At 70.6% G+C, this 20,886-nt stretch carries 18 protein-coding genes; 10 read left to right on the top strand and 8 right to left on the bottom strand.

Annotation, left to right across the window (positions count from 1 at the left end):
• Positions 1-20 precede the first annotated feature (20 nt).
• From ACZ5VC_RS20465 to ACZ5VC_RS20430, 8 genes are all read left to right on the top strand, one after another.
• Positions 21-1,892 carry an outer membrane protein assembly factor BamB family protein gene (locus tag ACZ5VC_RS20465; protein WP_469121437.1) on the top strand — a complete coding sequence of 624 codons (1,872 nt, stop codon included), beginning with the start codon at positions 21-23 and terminating at the stop codon, positions 1,890-1,892.
• A 16-nt stretch (positions 1,893-1,908) separates the two neighbouring features.
• Positions 1,909-3,600, top strand: a complete 1,692-nt coding sequence (locus ACZ5VC_RS20460) for an outer membrane protein assembly factor BamB family protein (RefSeq protein ID WP_469121436.1) — start codon at positions 1,909-1,911, stop codon at positions 3,598-3,600.
• 85 nt (positions 3,601-3,685) lie between these two features.
• On the top strand, positions 3,686-5,506 hold the full coding sequence (locus ACZ5VC_RS20455; RefSeq protein WP_469121435.1) for an outer membrane protein assembly factor BamB family protein: 1,821 nt from the start codon (positions 3,686-3,688) through the stop codon (positions 5,504-5,506).
• Positions 5,507-5,717: 211 nt separating this feature from the next.
• Positions 5,718-6,386, top strand: coding sequence for a helix-turn-helix transcriptional regulator (locus ACZ5VC_RS20450; RefSeq protein WP_469121434.1), 669 nt, complete (start codon positions 5,718-5,720; stop codon positions 6,384-6,386).
• A 109-nt stretch (positions 6,387-6,495) separates the two neighbouring features.
• Positions 6,496-7,539, top strand: coding sequence for a galactose-1-phosphate uridylyltransferase (gene galT, locus ACZ5VC_RS20445; RefSeq protein WP_469121433.1), 1,044 nt, complete (start codon positions 6,496-6,498; stop codon positions 7,537-7,539).
• 8 nt (positions 7,540-7,547) lie between these two features.
• On the top strand, positions 7,548-8,513 hold the full coding sequence (gene galE / locus ACZ5VC_RS20440; RefSeq protein ID WP_469121727.1) for a UDP-glucose 4-epimerase GalE: 966 nt from the start codon (positions 7,548-7,550) through the stop codon (positions 8,511-8,513).
• On the top strand, positions 8,513-9,661 hold the full coding sequence (galK, locus tag ACZ5VC_RS20435) for a galactokinase (protein WP_469121432.1): 1,149 nt from the start codon (positions 8,513-8,515) through the stop codon (positions 9,659-9,661). Before galE ends, galK begins: the two co-directional genes overlap by 1 nt.
• A 284-nt stretch (positions 9,662-9,945) precedes the next feature.
• The gene (locus ACZ5VC_RS20430) at positions 9,946-10,707 is read left to right on the top strand and encodes a LuxR C-terminal-related transcriptional regulator (protein ID WP_469121726.1); all 762 of its coding nucleotides are present in this window, start codon (positions 9,946-9,948) and stop codon (positions 10,705-10,707) included.
• On the opposite strand, the gene tamR is transcribed toward ACZ5VC_RS20430, so the two are convergent.
• Positions 10,666-11,163 (bottom strand): MarR family transcriptional regulator TamR, encoded by a 498-nt coding sequence (tamR, locus tag ACZ5VC_RS20425; RefSeq protein WP_468710357.1) that lies wholly within the window; start codon positions 11,161-11,163, stop codon positions 10,666-10,668. The genes ACZ5VC_RS20430 and tamR overlap by 42 nt on opposite strands.
• Positions 11,164-11,294: 131 nt before the next feature.
• Between tamR and ACZ5VC_RS20420 the strand changes: the two genes are divergently transcribed.
• Positions 11,295-12,116 (top strand): trans-aconitate 2-methyltransferase, encoded by an 822-nt coding sequence (locus tag ACZ5VC_RS20420; RefSeq protein ID WP_469121431.1) that lies wholly within the window; start codon positions 11,295-11,297, stop codon positions 12,114-12,116.
• A gap of 85 nt (positions 12,117-12,201) precedes the next feature.
• Here ACZ5VC_RS20420 and ACZ5VC_RS20415 read toward each other — a convergent pair whose 3' ends face one another.
• Together ACZ5VC_RS20415 and ACZ5VC_RS20410 are read right to left on the bottom strand one after the other, a co-directional pair.
• Positions 12,202-12,876, bottom strand: coding sequence for a TetR/AcrR family transcriptional regulator (locus ACZ5VC_RS20415; RefSeq protein ID WP_469121430.1), 675 nt, complete (start codon positions 12,874-12,876; stop codon positions 12,202-12,204).
• Complete coding sequence (locus ACZ5VC_RS20410) at positions 12,873-13,841, bottom strand: acyl-CoA desaturase (protein WP_469121429.1); 969 nt, start codon at positions 13,839-13,841, stop codon at positions 12,873-12,875. Before ACZ5VC_RS20410 ends, ACZ5VC_RS20415 begins: the two co-directional genes overlap by 4 nt.
• 212 nt (positions 13,842-14,053) lie before the next feature.
• On the opposite strand from ACZ5VC_RS20410, the gene ppc reads away from it, so the two are divergent.
• Positions 14,054-16,783, top strand: coding sequence for a phosphoenolpyruvate carboxylase (ppc, locus tag ACZ5VC_RS20405; RefSeq protein ID WP_469121428.1), 2,730 nt, complete (start codon positions 14,054-14,056; stop codon positions 16,781-16,783).
• Positions 16,784-16,869: 86 nt separating this feature from the next.
• Here the strand turns inward: ppc and ACZ5VC_RS20400 are convergent, their stop codons facing one another.
• The 5 genes from ACZ5VC_RS20400 to ACZ5VC_RS20380 all read right to left on the bottom strand — a co-directional run bounded on the left by ACZ5VC_RS20400 (position 16,870) and on the right by ACZ5VC_RS20380 (position 20,846).
• A complete protein-coding gene (locus ACZ5VC_RS20400; protein ID WP_469121427.1) occupies positions 16,870-17,577 on the bottom strand; it encodes an LPXTG cell wall anchor domain-containing protein in 708 nt (235 codons plus the stop codon).
• Positions 17,578-17,774: 197 nt separating this feature from the next.
• A complete protein-coding gene (locus ACZ5VC_RS20395; protein ID WP_469121426.1) occupies positions 17,775-18,236 on the bottom strand; it encodes a hypothetical protein in 462 nt (153 codons plus the stop codon).
• Positions 18,237-18,277: 41 nt separating this feature from the next.
• Complete coding sequence (gene pth / locus ACZ5VC_RS20390; RefSeq protein WP_469121425.1) at positions 18,278-18,874, bottom strand: aminoacyl-tRNA hydrolase; 597 nt, start codon at positions 18,872-18,874, stop codon at positions 18,278-18,280.
• 127 nt (positions 18,875-19,001) lie between these two features.
• The gene (locus ACZ5VC_RS20385) at positions 19,002-19,592 is read right to left on the bottom strand and encodes a 50S ribosomal protein L25/general stress protein Ctc (RefSeq protein ID WP_469121424.1); all 591 of its coding nucleotides are present in this window, start codon (positions 19,590-19,592) and stop codon (positions 19,002-19,004) included.
• 276 nt (positions 19,593-19,868) lie between these two features.
• A complete protein-coding gene (locus ACZ5VC_RS20380; RefSeq protein WP_469121423.1) occupies positions 19,869-20,846 on the bottom strand; it encodes a ribose-phosphate diphosphokinase in 978 nt (325 codons plus the stop codon).
• Positions 20,847-20,886: the final 40 nt, after the last annotated feature.

Below are 20,886 nucleotides of genomic sequence, written 5' to 3'. Positions count from 1 at the left end.
GCACGAAGGGGGAAGCGCTGATGACTCAGCCACCCAGCAACCAGCCGCCCGGTTTCGGAGCTCCGCAGGATCCGCCCGCGGGCTCCCCGGCCTGGGGAGACAAGGCGCAGGGTGTTCCTCAGCCGCCCGCCCAACCGCCGCAGATGCCGCCGGCCCCGCCTCAGGCGCCGCAGATGCCACCGGTGCCGCCTCAGGCACCGCAGGCCCCTCAGGCGCCTCAGACTCCGCCGCCCGGCCCGTACGGTCAGCCGCAGCAGCCGCAGCCCGGCTACGGCTATCCCCAGCAGCCGCAGCCCGGTTACGGCTACCCGCAGCAGCCCGGCCAGCCGGCCCAGCCCGGTCCGTACGGCCAGCAGCCCGGCCCCTATGGCGGTTACCCGACCCAGCCGCAGTACCCCGGCGCCCCCACGCCTCCCGGCGGTGGCGATGGTGGAAACCCCTTCAAGGGCAAGCCCGGTGTCATCATCGGCGCGGCCGTGGCCGGACTCCTGGTCATCGGCGGCGGTACGTGGTTCGCGCTGAGCGGTGACGACGAGGGCAACAAGCCAGTCGCCAAGGAGAGCACGGCCGCGCCCCAGCCGACCGGTTCGGACTCCGTCGACACGGGCGACGGCACCGGAGGCGGCCGCGACGCCGGCGACGACCTCAACGGCGGGCGCAAGCCCGGCGAGGCGAAGGTGCTCTTCCTGACGAAGAACGACGTCGACCTGCCCCGCAACGGCGCCGAGGTGTACGGGCCCTGGGTCGTCGGCGACACGATCGTCAAGGGCATGTACAAGGAGGTCGCCGGATACTCGGTGACCGACGGCAAGAAGAAGTGGAGCGTGCCGCTCACCACCGAGATCTGCCTGGCCGCCCCGAACGCCTCGGCCGACGGAAAGATCATCATCGGGGTCAACGACGGCCCGGGTGAGAAGGCGAACTGCCGCGACATCCAGATGATCGACGCCAAGGCCGGGAAGGCGGGCTGGAAGACGCCCATCCCCAAGCGCGGCGGATTCGTCGGCCTCACCGACTACACCCTCGCCCTGAGCGGGACCACCGTCGGCGCCGCGGGCATGAACAACTCCTACGGCTTCGACCTGAACACCGGCAAGCAGCGCTGGGGTCTGCCCACCTCCGGCTGTGAGCCCTACGCCTACGCGGGCGGCGCGCAGCTGATCGCCGCCGCGAAGTGCCGTACCTCCGACGTGAACAAGGTCCAGCAGGAGATCCACGGGGTCGACCCGGTCACCGGCAAGCCGAAGTGGAAGTTCACGCTGAAGCCCCAGTGGGAGGTCGACAAGGTCTACTCCTCCAGCCCGCTGGTGGTCTCCATCCAGCAGCTCGACGACTCCAACAAGCGCACCAAGTGGGGCATCATCGCGCTCACGGACAGCGGCAAGCTGCGCTCGCAGATGCAGGGCGGCAACGACAAGTTCCGCGCCGACTGCCGCCACGACTTCATCATCCTGGGCCAGGACATCCAGGGCTGCTCCGGTGTCGCCGCCGACGCGAACACGTTCTACATGTCCACCGAGCCGACCCAGCTCACCCGGGGCACGAACGCCGTCGTCGCCTTCGACCTGAACACCGGCAAGCCGAAGTGGCGTTCCCCCGCCGGCACCGAGCGCACCATGTCGCCGCTGGGCATGGAGAACGGCAATGTCGTCGTCTACATGGCGCCCTCGTGGGACAAGGCGGGCGCGGTCGGCACGATCGCGCCGACCGGCGGTGCGCCGAAGGTCGTGCTGAAGCACCCGGAGTCGACCGTGGAGATCGAGAACGGTTTCCCCGGCGGAGCCAGGGCCGAGTACGCCGGCGGCCGCCTCTTCCTCCTCGCCACTCGGGTCAGCGGGCGCAATGACGCCGAGGAGAAGGAGACCAAGACAATGATGGCCTTCGGTAAGTGACGGTCCTTCGACTCCGATGAATCAGCCACCACAGCCGTCACCGCAGGATTCCCCGCCCCCCGCTTACGGGCCGTACGGCAGCTTCAATCCGTACGGGGGCGGGAACTCCGCGCTGCCTCCGCCACCGCCGGAGTACTCCCTGGCGGCCCCGGCGAACGCGGAGCGGGCCGACGACGCCACTCCCGTCCCGACGCCGGTGCCGATGCCGCTGCAGGGTCAGGCGCCCGTACCCGGGCCGTCACTCGTACCCGAGGCGGCACCCGCACCGGCAGCCGCCCAGGTCCTGGCGCCACAGACCGCTCCTCGTCGCCGTCGCCGGCCGCTGATCCTGATCGCCGCCGTCGTCGCGGCGGTCCTCGTCGCCGGAGGGGGCTCCTGGTACGTCCTGGGGGACACCGACGGCAAGGACGACAAGGGGGCGTCGAGCGGGAACACGGCGTCCAGGCCCAAGGCCGGGGGTGCCCCGACGCTGGACACGGCGGAGGCCGACAGGGTCAACGCCGGCCGGGTGACCGGTGACGCGAAGATGCTGTGGCTGCAGCGGGGCGGTGTGGACGTGCCGCGCACCGGCGTGGACGTGTTCGGCCCGTGGGTCGTGGGCAACACGGTCGTCACGGCGACGTACCGGACGATCACGGCGGTCTCCGCCGCGGACGGCCGGGTCAAGTGGACCCTTCCGCTCGACGCCGACATCTGCCAGGCCACACAGCAGAAGTCGGACAAGAGCCAGATCCTCGTCGCGATGCGGGAGGGCGGCGGCGCCACCGGCGACTGCCTCCTGCTGCGGATGATCGACCTGAAGAGCGGCAAGGCGGGCTGGCAGCAGAAGGCGGGCCCGGACGGGTTGGACGGCGTCGACAGCGGCCTGTCCATGGCGATCACCGGCGACACGGTCGTCGCCGGCCGCGCGGAGTTCGCCGCCGCCTACCGGCTCAGCGACGGCAAGAAGCTCTTCGGCCTGCCCCCGGGCAACTGCTCGCCGTACCGGTACGCGGGCGGGGCCAAGCTGATCGCCGTGCTGAACTGCCCCAGCGGTGCGGCCAACAGGTACCAGGAACAGCTCCAGGAGCTGGACCCGGTCACCGGCAAACCGCGCTGGACCTACCGGCTGCCCGCCTTCCATCAGGTCAAGGCGGTCTTCTCGGTGGCACCCCTGGCCGTCGCGCTCCGCGACCGTTCGGCCGACAAGGTCAGCGTCCTCGTCCTCGACGAGAAGGGTGCCAAGCGCTCCACGCTCAGCCTCAAGGGCACCTACGAGCCCGGCTGTTCGACCCTGGTCGGCGATGCGACCAACCTCCAGACCTGCCAGGTCGTGGCACGGAGCACCAGCCTCTACCTCGCCTCGGTGCCCGCCAAGGCGGGCGCCGGCAACGAGATCGTCGCCTTCAACCTCGACAGCGGCAAGATAAGGCGGCACATCGCCGCGCCGGCCGGGCGGATCATGGTCCCGCTGCGGATGTCCGAAGACGGCCTGCTGGTACGGCTGGAGCCGACGAAGGACAAGGGCGGGGCGCTGATGGTCGTCAACAGCGGGCCGCCGAAGCCGCTGCTCCAGCTCCCGGCCACCACCGCCAAGACCGAGAGCGCCCTTGACGCGCCGAGGGCGGTGTACGCCAAGGGGCGCTACATCATCGTGAACGGCAGGCTCGTCGCCGACGACGACGCCGCGGAGTTGAAGAGGGAGACGATGATGGCCTTCGGCAAGTGACCGCGTCCCGGGCTCTCTCCCACCCGCCCTCCTCTCTTCTTCCTTCCTCATCCGAGACTTCAGAGACTTCAGAGGTACGCACGCCATGACGCAGCCGCCCCCACCGCCGAACCAGCCGCCCGGTCCGCCGCCGAACCAGCCTCCGGGTCCGCCCCCGCAGGGCGGCTTCGGCACGCCCCAGGACCCGCCGCCCGGCGGTTTCGGCGCCCCCACCCCGCCGCCCGCGGACCAGGCGCCGTACGGCTACCCCCAGACGCCGCCGCCCGGCCAGCAGCCCTACGGCTATCCGCAGACCCCGCCGCCCGGCCAGCCTTCCGGCCAGGCCCCGGGCCAGCCGCCCCAGTACGGCTACCCGCCCCAGCAGCCGCAGTACGGCTATCCGCCGCAGCAGGGCCAGTACCAGCAGCCGGCAACGACGCAGTACCCCTACCCGGGCGCTCCCGCCGGCGGCAAGAAGCTGTCCACGCAGATGCAGATCATCATCGCGGCGGTCGTCGCCGTCGTCCTGATCGCCGGCGGCGGCATCTGGTACGCGGCCTCCGGCGGTGACGAGGGCAAGAAGAACGACGCCAACGGCACCTCCGGCTCCACCGACGGCGGCGCCAAGGGCGGTAACGGCCTCGGCGGCAACGGCAAGGAGAAGGTGCCCTCCGACACCCAGGCCAAGGTCGCCTTCCAGCTGCCCCAGCCGAAGGTCACCGACATCACCGATGTCGGGGGCTCCTGGATCACCGAGAAGGCGTACGTGAAGACGAACGTCAACTCGATCGTCGGCCACGACCTGGCCAAGGGCACGCCCCTGTGGACGCTCGCGCTGCCCGGCCAGGTGTGCGCCACCTCGCGGCACGTCTCCAAGGACAACAAGACCGCGATCGTCTTCGAGGCCACCAAGCGGGTCCCGCCGAAGAACTACCAGCCGTGCACCGAGGTCGGCGTCATCGACCTGCTCACCGGCAAGCTGCTCTGGAGCAAGTCCCTGACCAGCCCGCAGTCCGGCGACGACAAGGTGCGCTTCAGCGAGGTCACGCTGAGCGGCACCACGGTCGCGGCCGGCGGCACGGACGGCGGCGCCGCGTTCGACCTGGCCACCGGCGCCCCGCGCTGGAAGCCCCAGGCGAACGCCGAGAACTGCTACGACATGGGCTATGGCGGCGGCGAGGCTCTCGTCGCGGCGCGCAAGTGCGGTCCGTACGACAGCCAGTACGTCACCATCCAGAGCCTCAACCCGATGACCGGCGCACCGGTGTCCCAGTACAAGATGCCCACGGGCGTGAAGTACGCGGCCATCGTCTCCACCAAGCCCCTGGTGGTGGCCGCCGACGTCGGTGACACCGCCGGCGACGGCAGCGGCATCTCGGACTTCTTCTCCATCGACGAGAAGACCGGCAAGCTGAAGGCGAAGATCTCGGCCCCCGGCGACCGCTACGCGGCGCGCTGCCGTTCGACCGAGGTCGAGACGTGCTCCAAGGTCGTCGTCGGCAACGGGCGGATCTACCTGCCCACCGAGGACCACGAGGGCTCCGGCGAATACGGCGACACCAACGAGATCGTGTCGTTCGACCTCGCCACCGGCAAGCCGACCACCGACAAGGCCGACGCGGGCGACCGCTACTCGATGTTCCCGCTGCGCATGGACGGCGGCAACATCATCGCGTACAAGACCCCGCCCTACGACAAGGGCGGCCAGATCGTCTCCATCGACGGCGGCACCTTCAAGCAGACGACCCTGCTGGAGAACCCCTCCGAGGCGTCCGTGCGCAAGGCGGAGACCAGCTTCTCGGTGGACTACGCCGAGATCCTCTACGGCAACGGCCGGCTGTTCATGTCGGAGACGATGATCAGCAAGCCCCGCGAGTCGACCCTGGGCGACAAGGAATACCTGGTGCTCTCCTACAGCACCAGCTGACAGCGGTGACGTACCCGGCCCGGTGCATCGGGATGAATCGATGCGCCGGGCCGCACGTGTTTGCAACTGGCCCTGATTGGCGAAGAATTCGGCATTCTGGGGGGCTTGTGGCACGTAAGGGGCGCGCGGCGTCGAACAAGCGTGTAGCTTGCCGGGTCAACAGGGCTGGGGGGCCGGGGGGCCGACTCCAGGGGGATTGGGGGGTTGCTCGATGGGCGTGCGGCTCATGGTGGTCGACGACCACCGACTGCTCGCCGAGGCGCTCGCCTCGGCACTGAAGTTGCGCGGGCACCGGGTGCTCGCGGCGGCGGCTCCCACGGCGGGCGTGGCCGACCTGGTGGTGAGCAGGGCGCCCGAGGTGTGCCTGCTCGGCACGGCGACCCCCGCCCAGTCCGGTGTGTTCGACCCCATCGTCCGGATCAAGCGCGAGCGGCCGCAGGTGGCCGTGGTGGTGCTCGGTCCGGTGCCGAGCCCGCGCGGGATCGCGGCGGCCTTCGCGGCCGGCGCGTCCGGTTACGTACGCCATGACGAGCGGATCGAGGGCGTCGAGCGCGCCATGATCAAGGCGCGGGCGGGGGAGACGGCGGTCGCGCCGCAGCTGCTCCAGGGCGCTTTCACCGAGCTGCTCAACCCGGCGGCGCAGCCGGACGACGAGGGGCAGCGACTGCTGGCCATGCTCACTCCGCGCGAGGTGGAGGTCCTGGTCCGGGTCGCCGAGGGCGAGGACACCCGGCTGATCGCGGCGGGCATGGGCATCGCGCCGAGTACGGCCCGTACGCATGTGCAGCGCGTGCTCATGAAGCTGGGTGTGGGGTCGCGGCTGGAGGCGGCCGCGCTGGCCGCACGGACCGGCCTGCTGGACCGCGCGCAGAGGTCCTGACCCTCCTTCCGGTCTCCCCGTGGCGTTCCCCGGTGTGCTCTGTTGACTGTCGATGTTTGATTGTGGTTCTTTGTGTGTGGTTCTGTTGAGTGCCGCGCGGAGGTGCCCCATGAAGAAGACCGTGACCAAGCTCGCCGACGGTCGCGAGCTCATCTACTACGACTCCGGCGACGGCTCCGCCCGCGACTGCGCCGACCAGCGGCCCCTCGGACCCGTCGCCACCACCTCGGAGATCCGCCTCGACGACCTCCTCGGTGATCACGTCGCCATCGCCTCGCACCGCCAGGGCCGCACCTACCACCCGCCGGCCGACGAGTGCCCCCTGTGCCCCTCCCGGGGCGGCCGCCACAGCGAGATCCCGGACAGCGACTACGACGTCGTCGTCTTCGAGAACCGCTTCCCCTCCCTCGCCGGTGACTCCGGCCGGTGCGAGGTCGTCTGCTTCACCTCCGACCACGACGCCTCGTTCGCCGACCTCGGGGAGGAGCGGGCCGCGCTGGTCCTCGCGGCCTGGACCGACCGCACCGCCGAACTCGCCGGTCTCCCGCCGGTCGAGCAGGTCTTCTGCTTCGAGAACCGCGGCGCCGAGATCGGTGTCACCCTCGGCCATCCGCACGGCCAGATCTACGGCTATCCCTTCACCACGCCCCGCACCGCCCGGATGCTGCGCTCGGCCGCCGAGCACCGCGCCGCCACCGGCCGCAACCTCTTCGACGACGTGGTCGCGCGCGAACGCGCCGACTCCGTCCGGGTGGTGCTGGAGGGCGAGCACTGGATCGCGTTCGTGCCGTACGCGGCCCGCTGGCCGTACGAGGTCCACCTGCACCCCAGGCACCGGGTACCCGACCTGCGCGCCCTGGGCGAGGGAGCCCGCACAGAGTTCCCACAGATCTATCTGGAACTCTTGAGACGCTTCGACCGGATCTTCGGCACGGACGAGCCGCCGACCCCGTACATCGCCGCCTGGCACCAGGCGCCGTTCCACCACGGGCAGCGCGACGAGTTCGGGCTCCACCTGGAGCTTTTCACCATCCGACGCACGTCCGGCAAGCTGAAGTACCTCGCGGGTTCCGAGTCCGGCATGAGCGTGTTCATCAACGACGTGCCGCCGGAGGCCGCGGCCCGGAGACTGCGAGAGGTGGCGACCAAGTGAGCAAGGCTGTGTCTTCCCGGTACCTGGTGACGGGCGGGGCGGGGTACGTGGGCAGTGTGGTGGCCGCGCACCTGCTGGAGGCGGGCCACGAGGTGACCGTCCTCGACGACCTCTCCACCGGTTTCCGCGAAGGGGTCCCGGCGGGCGCCGAGTTCATCGAGGGCCGCGTCCAGGACGCGGCGAAGTGGCTGGACGCCTCGTACGACGCGGTGCTCCACTTCGCGGCCTTCTCGCAGGTCGGCGAGTCCGTCGTGGACCCGGAGAAGTATTGGGTGAACAACGTCGGCGGTACCACCGCCCTGCTCGCCGCGATGCGGGGCGCCGGCGTGCGCCGACTCGTGTTCTCCTCCACCGCCGCGACCTACGGGGAGCCGGTCTCCGTCCCCATCACCGAGAGCGACCCCACGGCGCCCACCAACCCGTACGGCGCCACCAAACTCGCCGTCGACCACATGATCTCCGGCGAGGCGGCCGCACACGGTCTCGCCGCCGCGTCCCTGCGGTACTTCAACGTGGCGGGGGCCTACGGCGGCCAGGGCGAACGTCACGACCCCGAGTCGCACCTCATCCCGCTCGTCCTCCAAGTCGCCCTCGGCCGGCGCGCGGCGATCTCCGTGTACGGCGACGACTACCCGACCCCCGACGGCACCTGCGTACGCGACTACATCCATGTCGCCGACCTCGCCGAGGCGCATCTGCTCGCCCTGGACGCGGTCGCGCCCGGCGAGCACCTGATCTGCAACCTCGGCAACGGCAACGGCTTCTCTGTCCGTGAGGTGATCGAGACCGTCCGCCGGGTGACCGGCCACCCCGTCCCGGAGGTCCTCGCCGGGCGGCGGGCCGGCGACCCGGCGGTCCTGGTCGCCTCCGCCGACACCGCGCGCGAACGGCTCGGCTGGACCCCCTCCCGCCCGGACCTCGCCGCCATCGTGGCCGACGCCTGGGCCTTCGCGAGAGAGCGGGAGCGCGGCTGATGGGGGTGGCGGAGGACTTCACCGCGCTGTACGGGGCCGCGCCCGAGGGCGTCTGGGCGGCCCCCGGCCGGGTCAACCTGATCGGCGAGTACACCGACTTCAACGATGGGTTCGTGCTGCCGCTCGCGCTGCCGCACACCGCCGTCGCCGCGGTCTCACGGCGCACGGACGGCGTGCTGCGGGTCCACTCGGCCGACGTGGACCAGGGCGTGGTCCAGCTGGCCGCCGGCGCCCTCACCCCGGGCGGCGACACCGGCTGGGCGGCGTACCCGGCGGGCGTCCTCTGGGCGCTGCGGGAGGCCGGGCACCCGGTCACCGGCGCGGACATCCACCTCTCCTCGACCGTTCCCACCGGCGCGGGTCTGTCCTCGTCGGCGGCGCTCGAGGTCGTCACCGCCCTCGCCCTGGACGAGCTGTACGGGCTGGGGCTCTCCCGCCCGGAGCTCGCGGTCCTCGCGCAGCGCGCCGAGAACGCCTTCGTGGGGGTGCCCTGCGGGGTGATGGACCAGATGGCCTCGGCCTGTTGCGTCGAGGGCCACGCCCTCCATCTCGACACCCGTGACCTGTCCTGGCGACAGGTGCCGTTCGACCTTGAGGCCCAGGGGCTCGCCCTGCTGGTCGTCGACACCCGGGTGAAGCACGCGCTCGGCGACGGCGCGTACGCCGAGCGGCGCGCCGGATGCGAAGCGGGTGCGCGGGCGCTCGGCGTGCGCACGCTGCGCGACGTGGATCCCGTGCAACTGCCGGGGGCCCTCGACCGCTTGTCCGTCGTGGCGGGGGAGGAGGTCGCGCGGTACGTCAGGCATGTGGTCGGGGACAACCAGCGGGTCGAGCGGACGATCGCGTTGCTGGAGGCCGGCGAGGTCCGCGCGGTGGGTCCCGTGCTCACCGAGGGCCACGCCTCCCTCCGCGACGATCTGCGGGTCTCCTGCCCCGAGCTGGACCTGGCGGTCGCCGCCGCCAACGGCGCCGGGGCGCTGGGCGCCCGGATGACCGGCGGCGGTTTCGGCGGCTCCGCGGTCGTCCTCACCGAGGCGGACGGGGCACCGGCGGTCACCGAGGCCGTCGAGAAGGCCTTCGCCGCCGCCGGGCACACCGCCCCGCGGATCTTCCCGGCGACCCCGTCGGCGGGCGCGCGCCGCCTTTGAAAACGGTGGCTCCTGTGGGCTTTTGCCGACCTCCGGCCCAGAGGGCACACAACCCACACCGCGGGCGGTCAGTTCTGCGATTCGGCTTCCGTCGCAGCCCCCCGCCCGTACTCTGATGCTCAGCGCCGGTGGGGGCCGGTGCTGATCAGGGGGCGAGACAGCCGGGTACGACGCCTGGGGCGGGGTAACTGTCACTGCACGGCGGCGGCCGTGCGACCGATGGGTCCCACATTCTCCGGGCGCCGTACCCGTGCCGGTCAGTTCCTCGACACTTGGGGGTGTCAGTGGTCCGTATCCGGGTTCTGGTGGTGGACGATCACCGCATCTTCGCCGAGTCTCTCGCCGCGGCTCTCGCGGCCGAGCCCGACGTGGACGTCGCGGCGGCCGGCAGCGGCCCGGCCGCGCTGCGCTGTCTGGAGCGGGCGGCCGCCGACGGCCGCCGATTCGATGTGATGCTGGTCGACGCCGACCTGGGGGCGGTGGCCGCTCCCGCCGTGGCCCGTGCGGTCCCCGACGGCGCGGAGGCCGCCGTCGACGGCATTTCGCTGGTGGCCGGGGTCCGTTCGGGCCAGCCCCAGGTTCGTACGGTCGTCCTGGCGGAGAAGGACGATCCTCGCCGGGCCGCCCTCGCTCTCCAGGCCGGGGCGTCGGGCTGGGTCGCCAAGGACTGCTCGCTGCAGCGGCTGCTCGCGGTGATCCGGGGCGTCCTGCGCGACGAGACGCATCTGCCGCCCGCCCTGCTCACCGGCGTGCTGCGGGAGCTGACGGCGGCCCGCAAGCACCGCACCGACAGTGAGCGGCTCGTCGAGTCGCTGACCCCGCGCGAGCGCGAGGTGCTGAGGTGCATGGTCGCGGGTTTGGGCCGCAAGGCGGTCGCTGAGCGGCTGTTCCTCTCCCCGCATACCGTCCGTACGCATATGCAGAACGTGCTCGGGAAGCTCGGGGTGCACTCGACCCTGGCGGCGGTCGCGCTGGCCCGGCGGGCCGGGGTCGGCCCCGCCGAACTAGCCGGGAATGTTGTCGAACGGGGCGGTCAACTGGCGTAGCAATCCGGCCAGTTCGCCGCGCTGCGCGCGGGACAGCTCGCCCAGGATCGCCCGCTCCTGGGCGAGCAGCCCGGCGAGCGCCTGATCGGCCCGGTCGCGGCCCTCGGGGGTGAGGCGGACCAGCACGCCGCGGCGGTCGCTGGGGTCGGGCAGCCGCTCGACGAGGCCCTTCTTGGCGAGCCGGTCGATGCGGTTGGTCATCGTGCCGGAGGTGACCAGTGTCTGGGTGAGCAACTGGCCGGGGGAGAGCTGGTAGGGGGCGCCGGCGCGGCGCAGCGACGTGAGGACGTCGAACTCCCAGGGCTCCAGATTGTGCTCGGAGAAGGCGAGCCGACGGGCCCGGTCGAGATGTCGGGCCAGCCGTGAGACACGGCTGAGTACCTCGAGTGGTTCCACGTCGAGGTCGGGGCGCTCGCGGCGCCATGCAGCGACCAGACGGTCGACCTCGTCCTCCATGTCGATCAGTGTAGAGGGTCCCTCGACATGAAGTCTCTTGACGTCAAGATATATTCCGCTGGACTATTGGGCATGACCGGGCCGGAACCCCGTTCCGCTTCGTTGTTCCGTTCCAGCAAGGGGGCTCGAACATGCATTCCGCACCAACCTGGGATCCACAGCAGTACCTTCGGCACTCCGGCCATCGCACCCGGCCCTTTCTCGATCTCCTCACCCGGATACCCGACCTGCCCACGGGCGGCCGGCCCGCACGGATCGCCGACCTCGGCTGCGGACCCGGCAATGTGACGGCGCTGCTGGCCGAACGCTGGCCGGACGCGCGGATCACCGGTTTCGACTTGTCACCCGAGATGCTCGAACAGGCCGAGAAGCACTACGCGGGAACCACCGCGGGCGGCGGATGGCTGGATTTCCGCCCCGCCGACGCGGCGCACTGGACCCCCGACGAGCCCTACGACCTGATCGTCTCCAACGCCGCCCTCCAATGGGTGCCCAACCATCCGGAGTCCTTCCCCGCCTGGCTCGACGGCCTCACACCCGGCGGCACGCTCGCCTTCCAGGTCCCCGGCAACTTCACCTCGCCCAGCCACGCCCTGCTCGGCGAACTCTGCGACACCCCGTACTGGCGCCCCCGCGTCGGCGACCACGGCAGACGGTTCGTCCATGTCCTGGACCCGGCCGACTACCTGATCCGGCTCACCGACCTCGGCTGCGCGACCGACGTCTGGGAGACCACCTATTCCCAACTGCTGACCGGCGAGGACCCGGTCCTCGACTGGGTGAAGGGCACGGCCCTGCGGCCGGTCCTCACGGCCCTGGAGGGCGATGACGAGGCCATCGAGGCGTTCCTCACCCAATACCGCCGGCTGCTCCGCGAGGCCTACCCGCCCGGCCCCCACGGCACGATCTTCCCGTTCCGGCGGGTCTTCGCCATCGCACGGAAACCCGTCTGACCGGCGAGCGCATTGCGAAACCGCGGCCCGGGACGCCCACGCCGACGTGGCGCCCCGGGCCGCGGCCCGTCCCGGGAGACCCGGCTCAGCTCTTGCGGTGCCCTATCAGCCGCGGCTTCTGCTCCAGTCCGTCCAGGCCGTGCCACGCCAGGTTCACCAGATGCGCCGCGACCTCCGCCTTCTTCGGCTTGCGGACGTCCAGCCACCACTGGCCCGTCAGGGCCACGCTGCCCACCAGCGCCTGCGCGTACAGCGGCGCCAGCTTCGGGTCGAAACCCCGGGCCTTGAACTCCAGGCCCAGAATGTCCTCGACCTGGGTCGCGATGTCGCTGATCAGCGACGCGAAGGTGCCCGTCGACTGCGCCACCGGCGAGTCGCGGACCAGGATCCGGAACCCGTCCGTGTAGCGCTCGATGTAGTCGAGGAGTGCGAAGGCGGCCTGCTCCAGAAGCTCCCGGGGATGGCCCGCCGTCAGCGCGCCCGTCACCATGTCGAGGAGCTGGCGCATCTCCCGGTCGACCACGACCGCGTACAGGCCCTCCTTACCGCCGAAGTGCTCGTACACCACCGGTTTCGACACCCCGGCCTTCGCCGCGATCTCCTCCACCGACGTGCCCTCGAAGCCCTTCGCGGCGAAGAGCGTGCGGCCGATGTCCAGCAGTTGCTCACGGCGCTCGGCGCCCGTCATCCGCACCCGGCGGCCACGCCGGGGCTTGTCGGTGCTGTTCGTGCTGCCGTCGATCGCCACGTCGTCAATCATGCCGCGTTCGCGGGCTCGTCCTGGCGTCGGGCTTCGATCCTGGACGCGTTCGGCCAGCGCACGTCATAGGCCCAGCCCAGCTTCTCGAACCAGCGGATCAGCCGGGCGCTGGAGTCCAGCTGGCCGCGCATCACCCCGTGCCGCGCCGACGTCGGGTCGGCGTGGTGCAGGTTGTGCCACGACTCCCCGCAGGACAGCACGGCCAGCCACCACACGTTGCCCGAGCGGTCCCGGGACTTGAAGGGGCGCTTGCCGACCGCGTGGCAGATCGAGTTGATCGACCAGGTGACGTGGTGCAGCAGCGCGACCCGTACCAGCGAGCCCCAGAAGAAGGCCGTGAACGCCCCCCACCAGGACATCGTGACCAGCCCGCCCACCAGCGGCGGGATCGCGAGCGACAGGATCGTCCAGAAGATGAAGTCACGGGAGATGCGACGGATCGCCGGGTCCTTGATCAGATCCGGTGCGTACTTGGCCTGCGGGGTGCGCTCCTCGTCGAACATCCACGCGATGTGGGCCCACCACAGGCCCTTGATCAGCGCCGGTACGGTCTCGCCGAACCGCCACGGCGAGTGCGGGTCGCCCTCCGCGTCGGAGAACTTGTGGTGCTTGCGGTGGTCGGCCACCCAGCGCACCAGCGGCCCCTCCACCGCCAGCGAGCCCATGATCGCCAGCGCGATCCGCAGCGGGCGCTTCGCCTTGAAGGAGCCATGGGTGAAGTACCGGTGGAAACCGATCGTGATGCCGTGGCAGCCGATGTAGTACATCGCCACCAGCAGGCCCAGATCCAGCCAGCTCACGCCGCCCCAGCTCCAGGCCAGCGGCACCGCCGCGACCAGAGCGAGAAAGGGCACCGTGATGAACAGCAGCAGCGTGATCTGTTCGATCGAACGCTTCTTGTCCCCGCCGAGCGTGGCGGGGGGCAGATCCGGGGCGGGTTCCAGCACGTCGGGGCCTGTGGTCATGGTGTCCCCTGAGGGTGAAGGGAGAAAAGGAAGGCGTGGCTACGCTCCCGTAACCTACGGCGACGTAAGTATGGCAGCGCCGGGGCCCGCGGCAAGAGGGCCATGGACGGCGTCACGAAAATGGACACCTATCCTGGGTGCGTCGGACAGCGCGGTCCGCAAGCCTCCAGTACCCCTCCAGACGTGCTCAAACACTGCAAGGAGCCGCACCTGTGAGCAGTGCCGACCAGACCCCTTCAGCCAGCGCCGAGCTGCGATCCGATATCCGCCGACTGGGCGATCTGCTGGGCGAGACCCTCGTCCGGCAGGAGGGCCCCGAGCTTCTCGACCTCGTCGAGAAGGTCCGCAGGCTCACCCGTGAGGACGGCGAGGCCGCCGCCGAGCTGCTCGGCGACACCGACCTGGAGACCGCCGCCCGCCTGGTGCGCGCCTTCTCCACCTACTTCCACCTGGCGAACGTCACCGAGCAGGTCCACCGGGGCCGCGAGATGCGCGAGAAGCGCGCCGCCGAGGGCGGGCTGCTGGCCAGGACCGCCGACATGCTCAAGGACGGCGACCCCGAGCACGTACGCGAGACGGTCAGGAACCTCAACGTCCGGCCCGTCTTCACCGCGCACCCCACCGAGGCTGCCCGGCGCTCCGTGCTGAACAAGCTCCGCCGCATCGCCGAGCTCCTCGAAACCCCGGTCATCGCCGCCGACCGGCGCCGCCACGACCTGCGGCTCGCGGAGAACATCGACCTCATCTGGCAGACCGACGAACTGCGCGTCGTCCGGCCCGAGCCCTCCGACGAGGCCCGCAACGCCATCTACTACCTGGACGAGCTGCACGCCGGCGCCGTCGGCGACGTCCTGGAGGACCTCGCCGCCGAGCTGGAGCGCGTCGGCATCGAGCTGCCCGCCGGCACCCGCCCGCTCACGTTCGGCACCTGGATCGGCGGCGACCGCGACGGCAACCCCAACGTCACCCCCCAGGTGACCTGGGACGTCCTGATCCTCCAGCACGAGCACGGCATCACCGACGCCATCGAGGTCATCGACTACCTGCGCGGACTGCTCTCCAACTCCATCCGCTACGCGGGCGCCACCGACGAGCTCCTGACCTCCCTCCAGGCCGACCTGGAGCGGCTCCCGGAGATCAGCCCCCGCTACAAGCGCCTCAACGCCGAGGAGCCCTACCGCCTCAAGGCCACGTGCGTGCGGCAGAAGCTCGTCAACACCCGCGAGCGCCTCGCCAAGGGCACCCCCCACGAGGCCGGCCGCGACTACCTCGGCACCGCCGAGCTCGTCCACGACCTCACCCTGATGCAGACCTCGCTGCGCGAGCACCGCGGCGGGCTCTTCGCCGACGGCCGCATGGACCGGGTCATCCGCACCCTGTCCGCCTTCGGCCTCCAGCTCGCCACCATGGACGTACGCGAACACGCCGACGCCCACCACCACGCCCTCGGCCAGCTGTTCGACCGGCTCGGCGAGGAGTCGTGGCGGTACACCGACATGCCCCGCGACTACCGGCAGAAGCTCCTCGCCAAGGAGCTGCGCTCACGCCGGCCGCTCGCCCCGACGCCCGCGCCCCTCGACGCGGCCGGGCAGAAGACCCTCGGCGTCTTCCACACGATCAAGGAAGCCTTCGAGCGGTTCGGCCCCGAGGTCATCGAGTCGTACATCATCTCGATGTGCCAGGGCGCCGACGACGTCTTCGCGGCGGCGGTCCTGGCCCGCGAGGCCGGCCTGATCGACCTGCACGGCGGCTGGGCCAAGATCGGCATCGTCCCGCTCCTGGAGACCACCGACGAGCTCAAGGCCGCCGACGTCATCCTCGACGGCATGCTCGCCGACCCCTCCTACCGGCGCCTCGTCTCCCTGCGCGGTGACGTCCAGGAGGTCATGCTCGGCTACTCCGACTCCTCCAAGTTCGGCGGCATCACCACCTCCCAGTGGGAGATCCACCGCGCCCAGCGCAGGCTCCGCGACGTCGCCCACCGCTACGGCGTACGGCTGCGGCTCTTCCACGGCCGCGGCGGCACCGTCGGCCGCGGCGGCGGCCCCTCGCACAACGCGATCCTCGCCCAGCCCTGGGGCACCCTGGAGGGCGAGATCAAGGTGACCGAGCAGGGCGAGGTCATCTCCGACAAGTACCTGATCCCCTCGCTCGCCCGCGAGAACCTGGAACTCACCGTCGCGGCGACCCTCCAGGCCTCCGCCCTGCACACCTCCCCGAGGCAGTCCAGCGACGCGCTGGCCCGCTGGGACGCGGCCATGGACACCGTCTCCGACGCCGCGCACTCCGCGTACCGCAGGCTCGTCGAGGACCCCGACCTTCCCGCGTACTTCTTCGCCTCCACCCCCGTCGACCAGCTCGCCGACCTCCACCTGGGCTCCCGGCCCTCCCGCCGGCCCGACTCGGGCGCGGGCCTGGACGGCCTGCGGGCCATCCCGTGGGTCTTCGGCTGGACGCAGTCGCGGCAGATCGTCCCGGGCTGGTACGGCGTCGGCTCCGGCCTCAAGGCGCTGCGCGAGGCCGGCCTCGACCCGGTGCTGGACGAGATGAGCCGGCAGTGGCACTTCTTCCGCAACTTCCTCTCCAACGTCGAGATGACGCTGGCCAAGACGGACCTGCGGATCGCCCGCCACTACGTCGACACCCTCGTCCCGGAGAACCTCAAGCACGTCTTCGCCACCATCGAGGCCGAGCACGAGCTGACCGTCTCCGAAGTCCTGAAGATCACCGGCGGAAAGCAGCTCCTGGACTCCAACCCGGCGCTCCAGCAGACCTTCGCCATCCGTGACGCCTACCTGGACCCGATCTCCTACCTCCAGGTGGCGCTCCTGGCCCGTCAGCGCAAGGCCGCCGAGGCCGGCGAGCAGCCCGACCCGCTGCTGGCGCGGGCGCTGCTGCTGACGGTGAACGGTGTCGCGGCGGGTCTGCGCAACACCGGCTGACGCCCGAAGGCTGACATGACCGTGCCCCCGCCGGACTTCCGGCGGGGGCACGGTCATTCATTCCCGGGGGCTCGGTCCGTCGAGCCTCAGTGCTGCTGGGCCTTGCGGCGGCGCATCACCAGGAAGCCACCGGCCGCGGCCAGGGCCACCGCCACCGCCGCCATCGCGCCGACGGGCGCGCTGCTGCCGGTCTCGGCCAGGTCACCCTCGCCCTTGCCGCCCTGCTCCGAGGGAGCGGCCGCGGGAGCGGACGCGTTGTCGGCCGGCTTCTCCTCCGAGGGAGCCGAAGGCGCGACGGAGGGCTTCTCGACGGGCTTCTCCTCCGGCTTCTCGCCGGGCTTGCCGGGCTTGCCGGGCTCCTCACCGGGCTTGCCCGGCTTCGCCTCGTCCCCGCAGTCGGTCTTGAAGACCTTGTGCTTGGCCCGGCCGTTCTCGCCCTCGAAGTTCCAGAAGAGCTTGTACTGCCCGTCGGGCAGGGTCATGTCCGCCGTGCGGCCGTGGCCCTCGGCGTCGAGCACGAGCGAGCCGGACTTGACGGTCTCGCCCTTGTCCAGGTCGTTGTTGGCCCAGGCCTCGATGTGCCAGGCCACCTTCTGGGCCGAGTCGAAGCCGAAGCTGTCGAGGTAGAAGGAGCAGACCTTCGGTTCGTTCCTGCGAAGCTCCGCGCCGGTCGTGGCGTCATGGATCTTCACAGTGCCGTTGTCGCCCTTGGGCGTGGCATAGGCGGACGGAGCCAGCAGCAGCGAGGCGGTCACGGCGGTGACCAGAGTGCCGGCGGGAATCAGAATGCGCATGGGCAGTCCAACGTGAGAGATGAGGGATGCCGTGGGGGGCGGCTCAGCTTCTTGCGGTAACAGCAGACCGTCAACGTCGATCAATGCGCATCGGTTACTTTTACGAAGGCGTGTCCGAATGCTCCTGGATAACGATCAGATGAACGAGCCATTCCGCATCGTCGGAGCGGTAGTCGCAGCGGTAGTCGCAGCGGTAGTCAGAGCGCGAGGAACAACCCCAGCAACAGCGCCCCGCCGACCCCCGCCGCACCCCACGCGACCCGCGTCAGCCGCAGCCCACCGCCGATGACCAGCGACGCCAGCAACAGCGCACCGCCCAGCGGCAGCCACGCGTGCAACCCGCCCGCCCAGCCGGTCCGCACCGCCTCGCTCGTGCCCGGCTTCACCACGACCGCGACCGCCTCGCCCTTGCGCACGGCGACCGACCGCTCGATGACCACACCCGTACGCGCCGGGGCGCCGCCCTCGGGGACGTAGCGGCCCGTGCAGGTGTCCTCACCGCAGACGGCGACCGTCAACGTGCCGTGCTCGCGCCCCTTCGGCAGCAGCACGTGCTGCGCGGAGCTCCACGAGGCCCGGACACCCGCGAGGAGCAGCAGCAGGGCGACCAGCGCCATGGCGGCGTTGCGGGCATGGGAGAACAGGACGGTCCGCTTCATGGGGCGCGATCCTTGGCCATGGGACCACGCCTGGTCAACCGTCAGGAGTTGTACGCGGACTGCGCCCGCTCGAGCCCCTCGGTCACCAGACACTCCACCGCATCCGCCGCCCGGTCCACGAAGTAGTCCAGCTCCTTGCGCTCCGAGGACGAGAAATCCTTCAGAACGAAGTCCGCCACCTGCATCCGCCCCGGAGGCCGGCCGATACCGAACCGCAGCCTGTGATACTCCGCCCCCATCGCCTTCGTCATCGACTTCAGACCGTTGTGGCCGTTGTCCCCGCCACCCAGCTTCAGGCGCAGCACGCCGTAATCGATGTCCAGCTCGTCATGGATCGCCACGATGTTCGCCGTCGGCACCTTGTAGAAGTCCCGCAGCGACGTCACCGGACCGCCGGACAGGTTCATGTACGACATCGGCTTCGCCAGCACCACACGGCGGCTCGACGGCCCCGGCGGCCCCATCCGGCCCTCGACGACCTGCGCCTGCGCCTTCTGCGCCCGCTTGAACTTTCCGCCGATCCTCCCCGCGAGGAGGTCCGCGACCATGAACCCGACATTGTGCCGGTTCGCCGCGTACTCCGGTCCGGGGTTGCCGAGGCCGACGATCAGCCAGGGGGCGCTCGCGTCGGTCGTCATCGTGGGGCGTCTCCTCGTACGGGTCCAGGGAACGTCTGGGGGAATCGGGCGGGATGAGTGCGGGACAGGGAAACGGGGTGGCGGGCCGCAGCCCACCACCCCGTCCGCGTCAAGCAGAGCCTACGGCTCAGGCCTCCGCGCCCTCGGTCTCACCCTGGGCCTCGGCGGCCGGCTCCTCGGCCTGCGCGGCCAGGATCTGGATGACGACGGCGTCCTCGTCGGTCACCAGGGTGGTGCCGGCCGGCAGCGCGACGTCCTTCGCGTGGATGGAGGCACCGGCCTCCAGGCCCTCGATGGACACGGTGACGGACGTCGGGATGTGCGTGGCCTCGGTCTCGACGGAGAGCGTGTTCAGCACGTTCTCGACCAGGAAGCTGCCCGGGGCAAGCTCACCCTCGGTCTCGACGACGACCTCGACGGTGACCTTCTCGCCACGACGCACGAGAAGCAGGTCGACGTGCTCGAGGAAGCCCTTGATCGCGTCGCGCTGGACGGCCTTCGGGATCGCGAGCTCGGTCTTGCCCTCGATGTCCAGGGACAGCAGGACGTTCGGGGTACGCAGCGCCAGCAGCAGCTGGTGGCCCGGCAGCGTGACGTGGACGGGCTCGGTGCCGTGACCGTAGACAACGCCGGGAACCTTGTTCTCGCGGCGGATGCGGCGGGCAGCGCCCTTGCCGAACTCGGAACGAGTCTCGGCGGAGATCTTCACCTCGGACATGTGCACTCCTCGTATGCAGAAACTGATGTGGCGGTCACCCGGCCACGACTGGCCTGCTACGAAGAGCGCGTCGATAACGGACCGCCGCACCTACCGGTACGGCCTCCCTCGCCGAGCAACTTCGGCAGTCTACTCGGCACGCCCCCAGCGACCCAATCGATCACCCGAACCCGTCGGCGCCCGCCTGTCCCCGCCGGTCACGGACCTGCCGGAGGGCACGAGAAAGGGCCGCTCCCCGCCACGGGGAACGGCCCTTCCTCACGTACTACGCCCTGATCAGCCCTGCTCCTCGAAGAGGCTCGTCACCGAACCGTCCTCGAAGACCTCACGGACCGCACGCGCGATCGTCGGCGCGATCGACAGCACCGTGATCTTGTCCAGCTCCAGCGAGCCCGGGTCCGGCAGCGTGTCCGTGAACACGAACTCGCTCACCTTCGAGTTCTTCAGACGATCGGCCGCCGGGCCCGACAGCACACCGTGCGTCGCCGTCACGATGACGTCCTCGGCGCCGTGCGCGAACAGCGCGTCCGCGGCGGCGCAGATCGTGCCACCGGTGTCGATCATGTCGTCGACCAGGACACACACCCGGCCCTCGACCTCGCCCACGACCTCGTGGACCGTCACCTGGTTCGCCACGTCCTTGTCACGACGCTTGTGCACGATCGCCAGCGGCGCGTCCAGACGGTCGCACCAACGGTCCGCCACCCGCACCCGACCCGCGTCCGGAGACACGATCGTCAGCTTCGAACGGTCCACCTTCGCACCCACGTAGTCCGCGAGGACCGGCAGCGCCGACAGGTGGTCCACCGGGCCGTCGAAGAAGCCCTGGATCTGGTCCGTGTGCAGATCGACCGTGAGAATGCGGTCCGCACCCGCGGTCTTCAGCAGGTCCGCGATCAGACGGGCCGAAATCGGCTCGCGCCCACGGTGCTTCTTGTCCTGACGGGCATAGCCGTAGGACGGAATGATCACCGTGATGCTCCGGGCCGAGGCCCGCTTCAGCGCATCCAGCATGATCAGCTGTTCCATGATCCACTTGTTGATCGGAGCCGTGTGGCTCTGGATCAAGAAGCAGTCCGCACCACGAGCCGACTCCTGGAAGCGGACGTAGATCTCACCATTCGCGAAGTCGAAAGCCTTGGTCGGCACGATGCCGACACCCAGCTGATGTGCGACCTCCTCGGCCAGCTCGGGGTGGGCGCGGCCGGAGAAGAGCATCAGCTTCTTCTCGCCGGTCGTCTTGATCCCGGTCACAGCACTGTCTCCTCAGACGTGTTCCCTGGCCGCGAGTCCG

The sequence above is a fragment of the Streptomyces sp. NPDC033174 genome (assembly GCF_055577795.1).
Note: the sequence above shows the minus strand (reverse complement) of the source record. Positions and strands in the feature narration are given on the sequence as shown.